This is a genomic window from Priestia sp. FSL H7-0729 (assembly GCF_038005685.1).
GTDB lineage: Bacteria > Bacillota > Bacilli > Paenibacillales > Paenibacillaceae > Paenibacillus.
The window spans coordinates 150,795-163,549 of the sequence record NZ_JBBOTQ010000004.1; the positions used below are offsets into that span (position 1 = coordinate 150,795).

Here is a 12,755-nt window from a genome sequence, read left to right on the forward strand (position 1 = left end):
CGTTTATTATCTTGCAAGATATAGGAGGTACACGACATGCAGTTGAACGATATGCTGAAAATTCTTATAACCTGTCTATTATTTATTCTGATTTGGTGGCTACTGACTCAAGGGATTCGCAAACTTTCCAGTACTCGTGCGGGGTCCGGTTTCCGACGCTGGGGTGGATGGTCCATTGGACTTTTCATTGTTGGCGCCGTGCCACTCGGTTTTTCGCTATACACAGAGATCTTTGATAAGCGCCTGGATGCCAACATCGGGTTAGGGCTTGCCATGTTATTTGTCTGGGCCTACTGTGCTGTCTTGTTATGCGCGGCGTTGGTGGTCTGGGGAAGGTATCTATATAAAAGGGATATGAGGAAGTGAATGCAACAATAATCTGACCGGGTACGTTAAATTTAGAAAGAGGTGTTATTAAAGGGGGATTTACATGTGATCCATCTTCGTCGAGTCCTTATATTACTCTCTATTCTGTTCGTATGCCTTACGGGATGTTCAGGACATATCGAGTGCAACTCTGTGCAGGCTCAAGCCAATGCACCAAGTGAAGATGGATTCAGTGGTTATGTGGTTGATCGCAAAGACGATTCCATTCTTGTGGTTGATCCTGCCTACCGCGATAACAGTTCCAATGGAGGAGCCGATCGATATTATCCTGCAAAATGGTTCTCCAATGCGCCTGATCCACAGATCGGCTCTTATGTTGAAGTCTGGACGGATGGAAGCCCGGAAAATCAGCCTTATCCCGGGCAAGCCAGAGCAGATAAGATAGCGGTATCTTGTCCAAATACGCCAGACGGTGCTCATATGACGGATGCGGATGCGATTCGTAGCGGACTATACTCACCAGATGGAGCAAAGGCACGTGTTCCTGTGATTGAAGATGTACAATTTGATCAGGATGCAGGAACGTGGACGATTCGTATAAGAGATGCGATGTCAACAACGAAGAATCTAGATGAGATTAATATCAAAGTAGAGGATGGTGAGCCAGTCGAGTAACAGAGGGAGTATATCATTATGTAATAGAGATGAGAAAGGAAATATAAATGAATATTAGGGCGTGTCTTCCCCGCGACAAGTCTGATTTTGAAGCGGTTAGCATTTTAAGTGAATTTAGTAATGAAGAGTTGAAAGGCATTATTCCAGAACTTATGGAGTGGTTGCAAGACGGGAATTGGCCGATCTCTAATTCGGTAGAGGATCTATTATTGAGATTGGGGGAAGACTTGATTCCTCATATTAAGGATGTGTTGCAAACCCAAGATTCTACTTGGGAATATTTCATTTTGGTCGGATTAATTGATCGATTGCCTGTATCTCATCTCAGTATGTTACAGACGGATTTGGTAAGGATATTGGAGTCTCCTACACATGATGAGATACTAGAGGAGTTGGATGAGGTTATCGTGGAGCTTTTGGAAAAGATGAAGGGAGACCAACGAGAGGTAAGTGGAGATGGGAGTTTGCATACATACATAGGAACTGGTAATTTACTTTCTAAGAAAGACTGAAATATTGAATATGGAGTGATAAACATGCTGAAATACCAACTTCTTTTCCCTACCTGTCTGCGTATCTCCTGAATCTTAATTGTTAATCAATAATAGTACTCTAACGACCTTGAGAGCCTAGTCGTTCAAGGTTTTTTTATCATTCAAACGGATTACAGACTATACATTTATCTATGAATCTGCTGTCACAAAAACGAACGTATGTTTTACAAATACATTGACTTTTTGTCCGGGCAATAATATATTGTTGTCAGGACAAAAAAAGAGGTGAAGCAAATGTCCGCCAAAAAGATGGGGCGGCCTAAATCTGACAAACCCAAAAGCAGAACGATTGAGATACGTGTTGACGAGGAAATTATGAACAAGCTCGATATTTCGGCTGAGAAGCTGAATACGAATCGATCAGACATTGTTCGCAAAGGGATTGAGAAGATTTACGACGAACTCCAAAAATAAAAAAGGAAGCAGCGCTAGTCCCGCGAAGAACACGCTGCTTCCTATCACGCATCACATGAATGAATGAGCGACTGCATAAATATCCTACCATGTGTAGAACGTTCATTCAAGTGAAGTGCGAATTGATATACAGGAGGATGCACATGAATTCGATATTAGAAGCATTATATAATGGACGACTTCGACCGGATGAGATGATGATGCCGACACATCCTGAATACCAAGCGTTAGGGCGGCAGATTGCAGCTCTGACAGAGCAGTGGAAGAATCGATTGAGCGAGAACGAATTCCGTGAGCTTGATGAGTTATTTGACTTGTGTGGCAGATGTGAGGGCATGCATACGGAAGCAGCGTTTGCACAAGGTTTTCGTCTGGGTGCCAACATGCTAATTGAAGTCATGAGTCAGCGTGAGGAATCAGTGTTGGAGTTTAATTAAGTTTAACGATGTTAGCAGAGATCTGGTTTATTTTTACAGCTGAATTCTCAGAAAATGACGTGTACAGAACATACTCATTATGCATCATAAAATTGTATCATAAATTGATTATAACAAAGCCCTCAAATCCTCTTTGCATTCAGCAGCAGGGTTCGAGGGCTTCGCTTAAACACAGAGTTAACAATATATAGGGAAAGAAACTGTTAAACAATTGGTTCCTTAATCCGCAATATTCCCAGCCATCTTCAGACGACGAGCAATCTCTTTAAAGTCTTCTTGCGAAATGCCTGGGGCGAATTCTTCTTCCACCGCAGGGGCTTCTGGAATCGGGAATCCTTCAGGTATCCCTTGGATGACTTCAAGTGGTTGTCCATCTTCGGGGTGAGTCCCTTTCCAGATCTGACCGATCGTGTTGAAATCTTTATCACTATAGGTATATAGCTTAGTGTGTACCCCTTTTTCTTCATATTTACGAGCCTCATTGAAAGCTTTGTTGTTCAGTGAAGGAATAGGAACGAGCTTGGTTACATTGACGCCAGTTGCAATCTCAAGTGCTTTTGCATATGCGACTACATGCACGCCGCCACGTACCAGCAGGAAACCAACCACTTCCCGGGCTGCCGGGTGATCTGTCATCTCATATACCTTCATCTTATGGGTACGAGCGCCACATTCTAGGAAGAAGTTATGCAGCAGATCCTCGACCAGGTTGCCACTGTTGAAGACATTTGCTCCCGTCCATGGATTACCCATCGAGTCGAAAGGCATTGCGCCTTGTGCACCTGCCAGATAGTGATACGACAGACGAGCATCTTTCACGGAACCTAGCGGCGTATCGTCGGGTTCTTTGTACTCGGTTGAACCTCTGAGGCATTTGTTAATGCCATGAGACACGAGTTCAACATGACCCAATTCTTCAGCCGTAATGCTCATGACGAGGTCATAGAAGGGCTTCAGCTTTTCTTTGGATCGAAAATTAAACGATTGATAGAGGTAGTTGTTCAACGTTGACATTTCTCCGAATTTGCCGCCGAGTAATTCTTGTATGGCTGCCGCAGCATTCGGATCTGGCTTCTCGACATTGGGAATCTCAATCAGAATTTCATCCAGGCGTTTGAACATTCGGGTGTAACCTCCTCAAATTGGTATTGCAGATCGTGTAGGGTTTCAGATCGTGAAGTCACTCTGTCATGGCCTATTACACGTCTATTGGGTTTTTTAAACAAAAAATCAACCAAATGGGACTTAAGCATCGCATAACGCATGCCCCAACTCTTCTCCCATTTGTTATTTCCAATACGGTCAAATTTATGTATAATCAAACATTCGAACGAGTCTTCCCGTTACATAAAAAAAGAGCGTTATGAATTCATTAAAGGAGTAAGAGATGAACAAGCGTTGGATACATATAGTTGGAATTGGGATCTTTCTAATGATGTTGATGTACATAAGCAGCGAGCCTGCCATAGCATATGACGTTACGAACGAGGTTCAGGTGGATGAACAAACGAGGCAAAGGCTTGAGAAGAAATACGGGTTGGATCGTCCTGAGGAGCCGAAGACACAACAACACTTTTTCTCGGGTGACTGGGGAATGAGCTTCCGGACAGAGCCTCCTGATTCGTTTGACCGGCTTGTTCATGTGGTTCCTTTTGCCCTACGGCCACTGGCATGGATCTTTCGTTTATTCGTGTAAAATGAAACCCGGACGGGCAATATAACAGAAACATATTGTCCCAAGGAGTGAGTGAAATGAGAATGCTCATCGTTACAATACTTACGGTTATACTTAGTTTAGCGGGATTCACACCTGCCTCGGCTACGGGTGGCGCCATCCCGGATTATGCGAAGTGGGGAATTATTGCGGTCAAAGAAACGCAGACCAAGTATAATGTGGATATTTTGGACTATAAGCATATCGGTCGTACCTCTCTAACAGCGGATCAATCACGGGAACAGTTCAAGCTATGGGTTCGTGCCAAAGACGGCAAGCAATTCGCTGTCTATGTAAATGTTGATTTTAATCCTTCTACACAGCAATTGAAAAAAGTACAATTTTCCGAATCGGATCGACACTGATCCGTTACTGAACTTGGTGATTACAAGCCATGTTTGCATATCAGCTACATCATTGGAGGAACCAGACTACCTTAATCTTTAAGGTGAAAGTCTGGTTTTTTTATTTGCTAAAATCCTTTTTTTACTATTGAATAAAGAACTTATGTTCGCATATAATAAGAAATACAAACAAACGTTCTTATCGGAGGGATGATTATGCTAGGGAAATATATTGGCCAGATGGTGGAGCTTGTCTACATGGATCGTGCAGGGCAGATTACGCAGCGACAGATTCGAATTAACAGTGTACGTGGCGGGATGATTAGAGCATCAGCGGGAAAAGAAGGCTCACCCCGAACATTTCTGGAGCAAGGTATTCTGGCATGGCGTCCTGTTACCGATCTGAATGGGGAGGTGAAGTATGCTGAACGATTTTGAACGCAAGATTTTGCGTATTATGGTGAACTATGCAGGACAACGGCGCAGGTTGCCGCGTATGGATGAACTGGAGACCAAGACGGGACGAAGCAGAGCTTACATTCATGAGTCATTGCTGGAGCTTGAACGCACCGGTCACATCGCGTGGGAGAACCGGTCTACGCTTGAAGGGATACAGATTTTACAGGCATGGGAACAGGTACAACAGCCGATTCGCAAAAGTCAGCCTTCCGGTGATTCCGTAAAATATTTTACGGATTATTAGTCCCAATAAGAAAACGCCAACCCGGATATCCGGATCGGCGCTTACTGTGGCACACGTACGCATATGCATCTATTTTAGAACATGGGAAGTTGGTCCAGGTTATTGGTTGGGTCACCGTCGGCATCGCCGCGAATGTACATTTCGCCATCCTTGCCTTTAAATACATTCACACCGGCAATAGCGCCAGCCTTTACTTCTGCAAGTGCCTGCTGGTAGTCCAGTACACGTCCTGCTGAAGTCTGAAAGGCTGTAAGGTCACCGTCGCCATTTTTCTGTACGGCTGTGAAACTCTCGCGTGTTGTTTGATCCATGATGTCACACTCTCCTTATATGACGAGATAGGAATCTGCTTACCTGATTAGCCTATCCGAATTCATCGAAAGTATGCACCATGTGCGGATAAAGACCTGCCGACGCCGTGGTTTTACAAGCTCTTTCTCATACGAACATGCAGAATATCTGCATCATAAAAAGGCTCTTCCGAAATCACTTCATAGCCCAGTTTTTCATAGAATTTCTGTGCCTGACACTGCGCATCCAGTAAAGAATAGGATAATCCGAGTTCACGTGCCAGCTCCTCCATCGCGAGCAGAAGCACACGTCCATAACCAAATGAACGATGAGACTCAAGCACCGCGATCCGCTGCATTTTGGCCGTATCCTTGCTGTAATAGATCAGACGTCCTGTGGCAACAGCTTGCCCATCCGTACTTAACAATATATGATGCACATCCGGACTGATGACATCATATTGATCAATCTCAATCTCGGCAGGCACCTGTTGCTCGATAACAAAAACGTGATGGCGAATTCCCAGGGCTTGCTCCAGTTGTTCTTCTGTCGTTACATAACTAATCTCAGCTGCCAATTCCATTCCTTCTTTCTGCTCTTGCGCGACATATCAGACTGAATTATACAAAAAAATGTTTTTCCTGTATAGTGAAGTCTGGAACATATTGGGAGAGGAGGGGTAGTGATGGGCATGGCAGGCATCATGGTCATTACATTGTTAATGTCGGCGGGAATGATTGCTCTGTTGTATTATGTGACCAAGAAAGCATACTCACGCAAGTGGGATGAAGAAGAGTAATTCACCTCTTACCTTCACGGCAAAACTTCACTGCTTCCTCGCGGAGAATATACATCTTGAATTACAGATTTGGAGTATACGTCCAGCCAGACGGGCAGAGATTCAACATTTTCATTGGGTTGTTTTAACTGTTGGAATTGAACCGTATGTTCATCCCGCTCCAGGCCGCAACCAGTAACCGTGGTAATAAGAATCAGCAGCCCAGCGTAGAGAAAGAAGCATTTCGTAAATGTATGTTTAATGGATGTTAACCGATTTGTTAAGTTTCTCATAGGGAATTCACCTCGTTGTCTGAAATGGTAATCTTTCCTTTATTGTGCACCAATTCTGGTGAATTATAACCAAATAAATCATTGACAATGAACACGTTTACTTGATATGATACTGTTACTTGAATAGGGAATAATTATATATCATGATCTGTTAGCTCAGCTGGGAGAGCACTATCTTGACAGGGTAGGGGTCAGTGGTTCGAGCCCACTACAGATCATACACGAGAAGCCTTACGCTGTAAGGCTTCTTTTCTTTTTTTACATACAAACATGAATGAGATTTGAGAAAGCTTCATGTTCTTTTCCTTTTTTTAAACAAAACTTAAATAAAACATAAATTCAACGTAAGGTTCCTCTTCTATACTTGGTTCTGAGGTCATCATAGAACAGGAGAAGGAGAGAACTTATGAATTATTCCAACCCATTTACATCAAAGTTAGCCAGAGTAGGGATTGCGGGTACACTGGCTTTAATACTGGCAACAAGCCCACTTGCCAACATGGGGGTTGTGGCAGCGGAAGCAGTCCCACCTGTATCTACGAAGATACCTAACACACAGAAAGACTCCCTAGAGCAGTCTCCAATTCAATACCAGATCCAGGCTCGATTAAATGAGAAGGACATGACGATCCAGGGGAGCGAGAAGGTAACGTATCGCAACACAAGCAAGGATACCCTCCAGCAGTTGGTCCTTCATACATATGCTGACGCAAACCTCTCCAAGTCTACACAGGCGAGCATGTACCAACAGCATAATGAAAAGATTAGTGAAGATCACCCGGAGAAGACAGCGGAGGACTTTCTGGGTGGCATCGATATTCAGGCTGTAACAGCAGATAGCCAATCTCTCGATTTCCATAAGGAAAACCAAGCGTTGACCGTGCAGTTGAAAGAGCCCGTTCAACCAGGCGAATCGGTATCATTCCAACTGGAGTTTCAGTTGAATATACCCTATGGCTCACAGCGAGTTTCCTACTACAAGGACATGATCAATGGTGCGCACTGGTTCCCGGTGATGTCTGTTTACGACGAGGTTAAGCATCAATGGAACAAGGCACCGTATAGTCGAACTTTTGAGAGCGATTATTACACCTCATCGGACTTTGAAGTTCAATTTAATGTGCCTGAGGAGTATCAGGTAGCCATGCCTGGCTCTATCACCACTCAAGACAGTACAGAACATGGACGTAAAATTGTTTCTGCCGTAGCCGAGAATACGAGAGAGTTTGTTTTCTTTGCCAGTCCTAATCTTCAAGTGGAGCGCGCTACCCGTAACGGTCTGACGGTGGAATACTATTATTACAACGATGATCCATCCAAGAAAAAGATAGTTGACCGGTACATTAATCAGGCATTCAAGTTGATTGATTTCTATAGTGAGAAATATGGCAAGTATCCCTATCCAGAGTTCCGAATTGTCGAGACGTATGTACAAGGCGTTGCCGTGGAGTATGCGAGGCTCATCCAGATGGGACAGATTCAAAATGGTGCTATTCCAGAAGAAGACACAACCTTTGTTCATGAAATAGCGCATCAGTGGTTCCATGCATTGATCGGTAATAATTCGGAGACAGAATCCTTCCTGGATGAAGGCTTTGCTGATTTCTCCATGGTGTATTTTGCCGAGAAACAGGGAGACAAGCTAAATGGGTTCAGATCCATACAGTTTGATACTGCGCCCGTAGATATGGCGATTGCGTCAACAAACGATGAAGCTGGGGATTTAGCAGGTTTGGTGTATTATCAGAAGGGAAGACAAGCGATCTATCAGCTTTATCGTACCGTCGGCGAAGAGAAATTTGACGAATTGATGAGAACATATTTCAAACGCTACGTGTACCAGAATGCAACTTTAGAGGGGCTGCTCCACACCATTGAAGATGTGCTTGGTAAGGAAGTACGTTCAGAAATGCAGATGGCCCTATATCAGCCTAACTTTGTCTTAAAGCCGGAATACCAATTATCAGAGGAAGAGACAGCTGCCTATGTACATGACATGTTACAACAACAGTATCAGGCTGTCATCGGCATGATCCCTAATCTGCCTTATGAAGTGATGAATCGATTGATGGACAAAGTCCTTCAAGGCGAGGAATTAACCATTGTGCTCAGCGATCAGGTGAGTAAGCATGCAACTAAACAACAGGAAGATATGGTTAATCAGTTGACCGGATTCCTTGATATGAGCGGGATAAGATACGACATTCTACGGGATCGCAAGGAACTGAAGCAAAAGATGAAAAAAGAGATCGGCAACAGCAACCTTATTGTCATTGGCAATGCCAAGTCAAACGGATTGGTGCAGGCTTTAAAATTCAACATTATCGATCGGACCAAACAGACAGGTTTTCCTTGGAGAAATACCATGAATCAACCTCTCGCCGCGGGTGCATATGTTATCAAACATCCTTATAACCAGAATCGATTGATGCTTCATTATTTCTGGAATGAGGATCATCTGAGTGATGCGGCATTTGAAGCTTTTAAGCTGAAAATACAGGAGTCTATCGGATTCACTAACGACTTTTACCAGTACTATGTATTGGATAACCAAGGCAAGGAGCAATCCGATAAAAAAGTAGCCAATCCCATATCTTCACTTTTTGCGGAGGAATAAGTAGTTGGTTGTGCAGTTTCTTCATTCAAACAGGTTAGCCTATTCTTATGGGTTAGCCTGTTTCGTCTTGTTAACATAAGCAAACCGTTGGTTATATGAAAACCAGACTGAGAATAATAGGCTGTAATATGGGCATAATGCTTTAGCAGAAAGGTAACTTCATGAATATACTTATCGGGAGAAAACAATAGGAGGGATTAATATGAAGGATCAACATTATCCGGGCGTACCAATGAAAGGGACAATGGCTGATTACAACGGTAAAGGAAATAAAGGAATGAACAAAATGAAAGCGTATTCATATAATGCTAGAATTCGTCCTATCATTCGTATTACTCAAGAGCCGGCTGCGAATGTGGGTAATGTTGTTGATTATTCAATCCTATTAAAGGACACTTCGGATGTTTTATATTTGCAACCGGTAATTGGTAATTCACTGCTCACGAAGGAGTTGAGTTCACATGTCTACGACTGAAAATATTGCTCAGGCAGCACTGGGCGCAGCGATGAAGGCGAATAGGGACATTGCACCTTATGACTATTGCGATGCAGAATCCAGACGGATGTACACGCCTCAATTTGATAAAAAAATGGACAATCCTATATATACCGCTGCAATGGCGGGTCTACAATCGATCTATTGGTTTCGGGCGATCAAAGTGAAGGGGCTTATCCCTGATGCCAAAGCAGATTATTATGCCACGTATTCCACCAACCATAATAACATCGGTGGTATTGGACTAGCCTATTCGAACAGTCCAACAGGACCATGGACCAAACACGGACAGGTATATCTCGATACCGTAGTTGGAAATTCAACGGAAACGCCATTTGTGATCTGGAACGAAGAAGAACAATTATTCTTCATGTATTATCAACAAAACGGACTGGGGATCAACCAATCGACGGCACTTGCGACCTCAGTAGACATGGTTAACTGGACAAGAGTGGGGTTGATTTTGGACAAACCTCCCGGCTTCCCGGGTGATGGTCATACTGGTTACTTCTCATGCTTCAGAAATGGCGGCAAATGGATCGGTTTCTCGGTGATGGGCGGCGGCGACTTTGGACGCAAATGTATTTGGCATTCTCATGACGGACGTAGCTGGTTAGCTGATCCGAGACCATTAATGGGTGGTAATGATGCGACTTTATCGGCGGATGAAAACATTTCGAGACCCAATGCTGGTGTATTTATGTACAAAGGGAGCATGTGGTGGTTGGGCATGTTATCGGCTTATGCTTCCGGTGGGGTCACGACGGTAGCTCGGCCTGCCATTGCCAAGATTAGCGCAGACTTTCGTCAACTGCTGGACAAACCTTCAGATATATATTTTCCGGCATTGAATTGGGAAACGACCAATATGCAATCCTTGATGGTGTCCGTTATGGACGGGGTAGTGTACGTGTATTACAATACCGATCATAATATCGGTGTAGCCTATTCGGTGGGGGTGTAGATATGCTTATACGTGATGCAGCGGGTCAGATCGTGCCCTTTGGAAAGGTCCACAAACAGCTTGTGGCCGATTTTCTTTACGGAACGTTACCGGATTGGGCGGAAGTGGTGGGCACGCCTACGTTTGAGCCTTTGCCCGACAGAGGAACCATAACCGTTACAACACCGACAACAGCAGGAGCCACGGCAGAGTTGAAAATGAAACATCTGATTGACAGTTCGAAAGTAACAGCAATTGCAATCACATTGGAAGCGCTACAGTTAAACGGGAATATTGGAATTTCAGTTCAGGTTGGCATTAAATCAAAGGACAGCAAGGCCGGAATCACCTTTTATCAAAACGTAAATCAGAAGTATGGTATGGTCCGTGCCTATAAAGCAGATGGAACATACACCGATTTCAAGCAAAACATGGTATTCTTCACCACACATGGCGTAGCAGGAGACGAGGCGCAGAACCGTAAGAATCTCACTGTGCTCCTCTGCACCGGATTACAATTCTCAGCGGGGTTGGAGAGACCATCTGTATGGCTTGGTGCTGATGACCAGTATGGCGGTGTTGCTGCTGACCTTAGTGGTGGGCTATTCCAACATGGAGAGCTGCAATGTCTGTTGAAACTGACTACAAGTAAAGCCGAGGCCAAATATTTCAAATGTGCACAGATGAAAGTGGATATATGGAGTAACTAATCCAATTGGGGAGACTTCGGAAGACGAACAAGGTGCATGATTTGAATTGGAATGACAAAGAGAAAAAATAGATGATCTGCATGGATCGGTCAATAACTTACTTGCAGTAATAGGGTACCTAAACACGGACGCTTCGAAAAGGAAGTGCAGTGTTTGGGTACCTTCTTTACTTAAAGAAATTTCATGATTGTACCGCCTGCTGCACCAGCAACGACAACGATCCATGGTGGTACTTTCCAAAAGATGAGCATTAGAAACAACATGCATACCAGTGCAAAATCAATAGGAGTTAGAATCGCAGTTGTCCAAAGCGGATCGTACAATGACGCGAGCAAAATTCCTACTACGGCTGCATTAATTCCGGTTAATGCGCCTTGAATTTTAGAGCTTTTACATAAAGCACTCCAGAAGGGCAATGCGCCTACGATCAGAAGGAAAGCTGGCAAAAAGATAGCGATCGTTGCAACCAAAGCTCCTGAAACCCCACGCATCATCGCTCCTAAATAACCGGCAAAGGTGAACAGTGGTCCTGGTACAGCTTGTGCTGCTCCATATCCCGCCAAAAAGTCTGACTTATTAATCAGACCTGCAGGGACGAATTCACGTTCCAGTAACGGAAGTACAACATGCCCTCCACCAAATACGAGTGATCCTGAACGGTAGAAGCTATCAAAGAATAACAGCCACCCCGAACGATCAAAGGGAGTGAGTAACGGGAGAAAAATCAGGATTCCAAAGAACGTAGCCAAACAGACGATTGCCAAGTTACAATTCACAGGGACAGACAAGTCTACTGTTTTAAACTCGGTCATTTTACTAAAAAGGACCATACCTATCACGCCTGCGATCACAATAAAAAGGATTGGAGTGAACGCAGTCTGCCACACAAGAGTCGCCACTGCAGTAAAGATAGCGATGGTTGCCCTATAGCGGTCAGGAGTTAGTTTTTGTCCCATCCCCCATATCGCCTGAGCGACAATAGCTACAGAAACAATCTTAAGGCCGTGAATCCAGCCAGTACTGCTGATATCAAATCCTTGAAGAAGGAAAGCGAACAAAACTAATGCAATGACAGAAGGAAGTGTGAAACCAAGCCAAGCCATCAGTCCCCCCAGCAAACCACCTCGGATGATGCCAATTCCAATCCCGACTTGACTGCTGGCAGGCCCGGGCAAAAATTGACATAGCGCAACTAAATCTGCATAGCTTCGTTCATCCATCCATTTTCTACGGCGAACATATTCTTCATGAAAGTAACCGAGATGAGCGATAGGTCCTCCAAACGAAGTCAGGCCGAGTTTGGTGGATACAGCCAACACTTCATAGAGTGCCCTGATTTTATGTGTGGGCTTGTCCGGGGTTAGAAATGAATTATTCTCCAAACGTGTTATTCCTCCTAACTGTTCGTTAACTACATTTTAAACCTCATCTTCGCTATTCGTTTAAACGCTGTATTAAA

18 protein-coding genes and 1 tRNA gene are annotated in these 12,755 nt (G+C 44.0%); 14 read left to right on the top strand and 5 right to left on the bottom strand.

The window, feature by feature from the left end:
* Positions 1-36: 36 nt before the first annotated feature.
* From MHH93_RS11795 to MHH93_RS11815, 5 genes are all read left to right on the top strand, one after another.
* Complete coding sequence (locus tag MHH93_RS11795; RefSeq protein WP_500054200.1) at positions 37-366, top strand: hypothetical protein; 330 nt, start codon at positions 37-39, stop codon at positions 364-366.
* A 66-nt stretch (positions 367-432) separates the two neighbouring features.
* A complete protein-coding gene (locus tag MHH93_RS11800) occupies positions 433-1,002 on the top strand; it encodes a DUF3221 domain-containing protein (RefSeq protein ID WP_500054201.1) in 570 nt (189 codons plus the stop codon).
* A gap of 47 nt (positions 1,003-1,049) precedes the next feature.
* Entirely contained in the window at positions 1,050-1,514 is a 465-nt protein-coding gene (locus tag MHH93_RS11805) for a DUF5071 domain-containing protein (RefSeq protein ID WP_500054202.1), read from the top strand.
* A 276-nt stretch (positions 1,515-1,790) separates the two neighbouring features.
* Positions 1,791-1,970, top strand: coding sequence for a ribbon-helix-helix domain-containing protein (locus MHH93_RS11810; protein WP_017687382.1), 180 nt, complete (start codon positions 1,791-1,793; stop codon positions 1,968-1,970).
* Between the two features lie 143 nt (positions 1,971-2,113).
* Entirely contained in the window at positions 2,114-2,407 is a 294-nt protein-coding gene (locus tag MHH93_RS11815; protein WP_500054203.1) for a DUF6809 family protein, read from the top strand.
* Positions 2,408-2,626: 219 nt separating this feature from the next.
* Here MHH93_RS11815 and MHH93_RS11820 read toward each other — a convergent pair whose 3' ends face one another.
* Complete coding sequence (locus tag MHH93_RS11820; protein ID WP_036614750.1) at positions 2,627-3,529, bottom strand: manganese catalase family protein; 903 nt, start codon at positions 3,527-3,529, stop codon at positions 2,627-2,629.
* Between the two features lie 265 nt (positions 3,530-3,794).
* Here MHH93_RS11820 and MHH93_RS11825 point away from each other — a divergent pair, with 265 nt between their 5' ends.
* The 4 genes from MHH93_RS11825 to MHH93_RS11840 all read left to right on the top strand — a co-directional run bounded on the left by MHH93_RS11825 (position 3,795) and on the right by MHH93_RS11840 (position 5,168).
* Positions 3,795-4,103 carry a hypothetical protein gene (locus MHH93_RS11825; protein WP_500054204.1) on the top strand — a complete coding sequence of 103 codons (309 nt, stop codon included), beginning with the start codon at positions 3,795-3,797 and terminating at the stop codon, positions 4,101-4,103.
* Positions 4,104-4,159: 56 nt separating this feature from the next.
* Positions 4,160-4,486: a DUF3889 domain-containing protein gene (locus MHH93_RS11830; RefSeq protein ID WP_500054205.1), complete on the top strand. Its 327-nt coding sequence runs from the start codon at positions 4,160-4,162 to the stop codon at positions 4,484-4,486.
* Between the two features lie 195 nt (positions 4,487-4,681).
* Positions 4,682-4,903, top strand: a complete 222-nt coding sequence (locus tag MHH93_RS11835; protein WP_339297437.1) for a hypothetical protein — start codon at positions 4,682-4,684, stop codon at positions 4,901-4,903.
* On the top strand, positions 4,887-5,168 hold the full coding sequence (locus MHH93_RS11840) for a hypothetical protein (RefSeq protein ID WP_339235785.1): 282 nt from the start codon (positions 4,887-4,889) through the stop codon (positions 5,166-5,168). Before MHH93_RS11835 ends, MHH93_RS11840 begins: the two co-directional genes overlap by 17 nt.
* Positions 5,169-5,242: 74 nt before the next feature.
* Here the strand turns inward: MHH93_RS11840 and MHH93_RS11845 are convergent, their stop codons facing one another.
* From MHH93_RS11845 to MHH93_RS11855, 3 genes are all read right to left on the bottom strand, one after another.
* The gene (locus tag MHH93_RS11845) at positions 5,243-5,479 is read right to left on the bottom strand and encodes a DUF3892 domain-containing protein (protein WP_192268835.1); all 237 of its coding nucleotides are present in this window, start codon (positions 5,477-5,479) and stop codon (positions 5,243-5,245) included.
* A gap of 113 nt (positions 5,480-5,592) precedes the next feature.
* The gene (locus MHH93_RS11850; RefSeq protein WP_500054387.1) at positions 5,593-6,036 is read right to left on the bottom strand and encodes a GNAT family N-acetyltransferase; all 444 of its coding nucleotides are present in this window, start codon (positions 6,034-6,036) and stop codon (positions 5,593-5,595) included.
* Positions 6,037-6,272: 236 nt separating this feature from the next.
* Positions 6,273-6,530: a hypothetical protein gene (locus tag MHH93_RS11855; RefSeq protein WP_500054206.1), complete on the bottom strand. Its 258-nt coding sequence runs from the start codon at positions 6,528-6,530 to the stop codon at positions 6,273-6,275.
* Positions 6,531-6,675: 145 nt separating this feature from the next.
* On the opposite strand from MHH93_RS11855, the gene MHH93_RS11860 reads away from it, so the two are divergent.
* The 5 genes from MHH93_RS11860 to MHH93_RS11880 all read left to right on the top strand — a co-directional run bounded on the left by MHH93_RS11860 (position 6,676) and on the right by MHH93_RS11880 (position 11,296).
* Positions 6,676-6,748 (top strand) — tRNA-Val (locus tag MHH93_RS11860).
* A 188-nt stretch (positions 6,749-6,936) separates the two neighbouring features.
* Positions 6,937-9,147 carry a M1 family metallopeptidase gene (locus tag MHH93_RS11865; protein WP_500054207.1) on the top strand — a complete coding sequence of 737 codons (2,211 nt, stop codon included), beginning with the start codon at positions 6,937-6,939 and terminating at the stop codon, positions 9,145-9,147.
* Between the two features lie 202 nt (positions 9,148-9,349).
* Positions 9,350-9,622 (top strand): hypothetical protein, encoded by a 273-nt coding sequence (locus MHH93_RS11870; protein ID WP_500054208.1) that lies wholly within the window; start codon positions 9,350-9,352, stop codon positions 9,620-9,622.
* On the top strand, positions 9,609-10,607 hold the full coding sequence (locus MHH93_RS11875; RefSeq protein WP_500054209.1) for a hypothetical protein: 999 nt from the start codon (positions 9,609-9,611) through the stop codon (positions 10,605-10,607). The genes MHH93_RS11870 and MHH93_RS11875 overlap by 14 nt, the downstream gene beginning before the upstream one ends.
* Before the next feature lie 2 nt (positions 10,608-10,609).
* Positions 10,610-11,296: a hypothetical protein gene (locus MHH93_RS11880; protein ID WP_500054210.1), complete on the top strand. Its 687-nt coding sequence runs from the start codon at positions 10,610-10,612 to the stop codon at positions 11,294-11,296.
* A gap of 170 nt (positions 11,297-11,466) precedes the next feature.
* Here the strand turns inward: MHH93_RS11880 and MHH93_RS11885 are convergent, their stop codons facing one another.
* The gene (locus MHH93_RS11885; protein WP_500054211.1) at positions 11,467-12,678 is read right to left on the bottom strand and encodes a chromate transporter; all 1,212 of its coding nucleotides are present in this window, start codon (positions 12,676-12,678) and stop codon (positions 11,467-11,469) included.
* Positions 12,679-12,755: the final 77 nt, after the last annotated feature.

Bases quoted from the DNA above. Each gene is read 5' to 3' on its own strand.
- MHH93_RS11795 (WP_500054200.1), top strand. From the start codon at position 37: ATGCAGTTGAACGATATGCTGAAAATTCTTATAACCTGTCTATTATTT.
- MHH93_RS11805 (WP_500054202.1), top strand. From the start codon at position 1,050: ATGAATATTAGGGCGTGTCTTCCCCGCGACAAGTCTGATTTTGAAGCG.
- MHH93_RS11810 (WP_017687382.1), top strand. From the start codon at position 1,791: ATGTCCGCCAAAAAGATGGGGCGGCCTAAATCTGACAAACCCAAAAGC.
- MHH93_RS11815 (WP_500054203.1), top strand. From the start codon at position 2,114: ATGAATTCGATATTAGAAGCATTATATAATGGACGACTTCGACCGGAT.
- MHH93_RS11820 (WP_036614750.1), bottom strand. From the start codon at position 3,529: ATGTTCAAACGCCTGGATGAAATTCTGATTGAGATTCCCAATGTCGAG.
- MHH93_RS11825 (WP_500054204.1), top strand. From the start codon at position 3,795: ATGAACAAGCGTTGGATACATATAGTTGGAATTGGGATCTTTCTAATG.
- MHH93_RS11830 (WP_500054205.1), top strand. From the start codon at position 4,160: ATGAGAATGCTCATCGTTACAATACTTACGGTTATACTTAGTTTAGCG.
- MHH93_RS11835 (WP_339297437.1), top strand. From the start codon at position 4,682: ATGCTAGGGAAATATATTGGCCAGATGGTGGAGCTTGTCTACATGGAT.
- MHH93_RS11840 (WP_339235785.1), top strand. From the start codon at position 4,887: ATGCTGAACGATTTTGAACGCAAGATTTTGCGTATTATGGTGAACTAT.
- MHH93_RS11845 (WP_192268835.1), bottom strand. From the start codon at position 5,479: ATGGATCAAACAACACGCGAGAGTTTCACAGCCGTACAGAAAAATGGC.
- MHH93_RS11855 (WP_500054206.1), bottom strand. From the start codon at position 6,530: ATGAGAAACTTAACAAATCGGTTAACATCCATTAAACATACATTTACG.
- MHH93_RS11865 (WP_500054207.1), top strand. From the start codon at position 6,937: ATGAATTATTCCAACCCATTTACATCAAAGTTAGCCAGAGTAGGGATT.
- MHH93_RS11870 (WP_500054208.1), top strand. From the start codon at position 9,350: ATGAAGGATCAACATTATCCGGGCGTACCAATGAAAGGGACAATGGCT.
- MHH93_RS11875 (WP_500054209.1), top strand. From the start codon at position 9,609: ATGTCTACGACTGAAAATATTGCTCAGGCAGCACTGGGCGCAGCGATG.
- MHH93_RS11880 (WP_500054210.1), top strand. From the start codon at position 10,610: ATGCTTATACGTGATGCAGCGGGTCAGATCGTGCCCTTTGGAAAGGTC.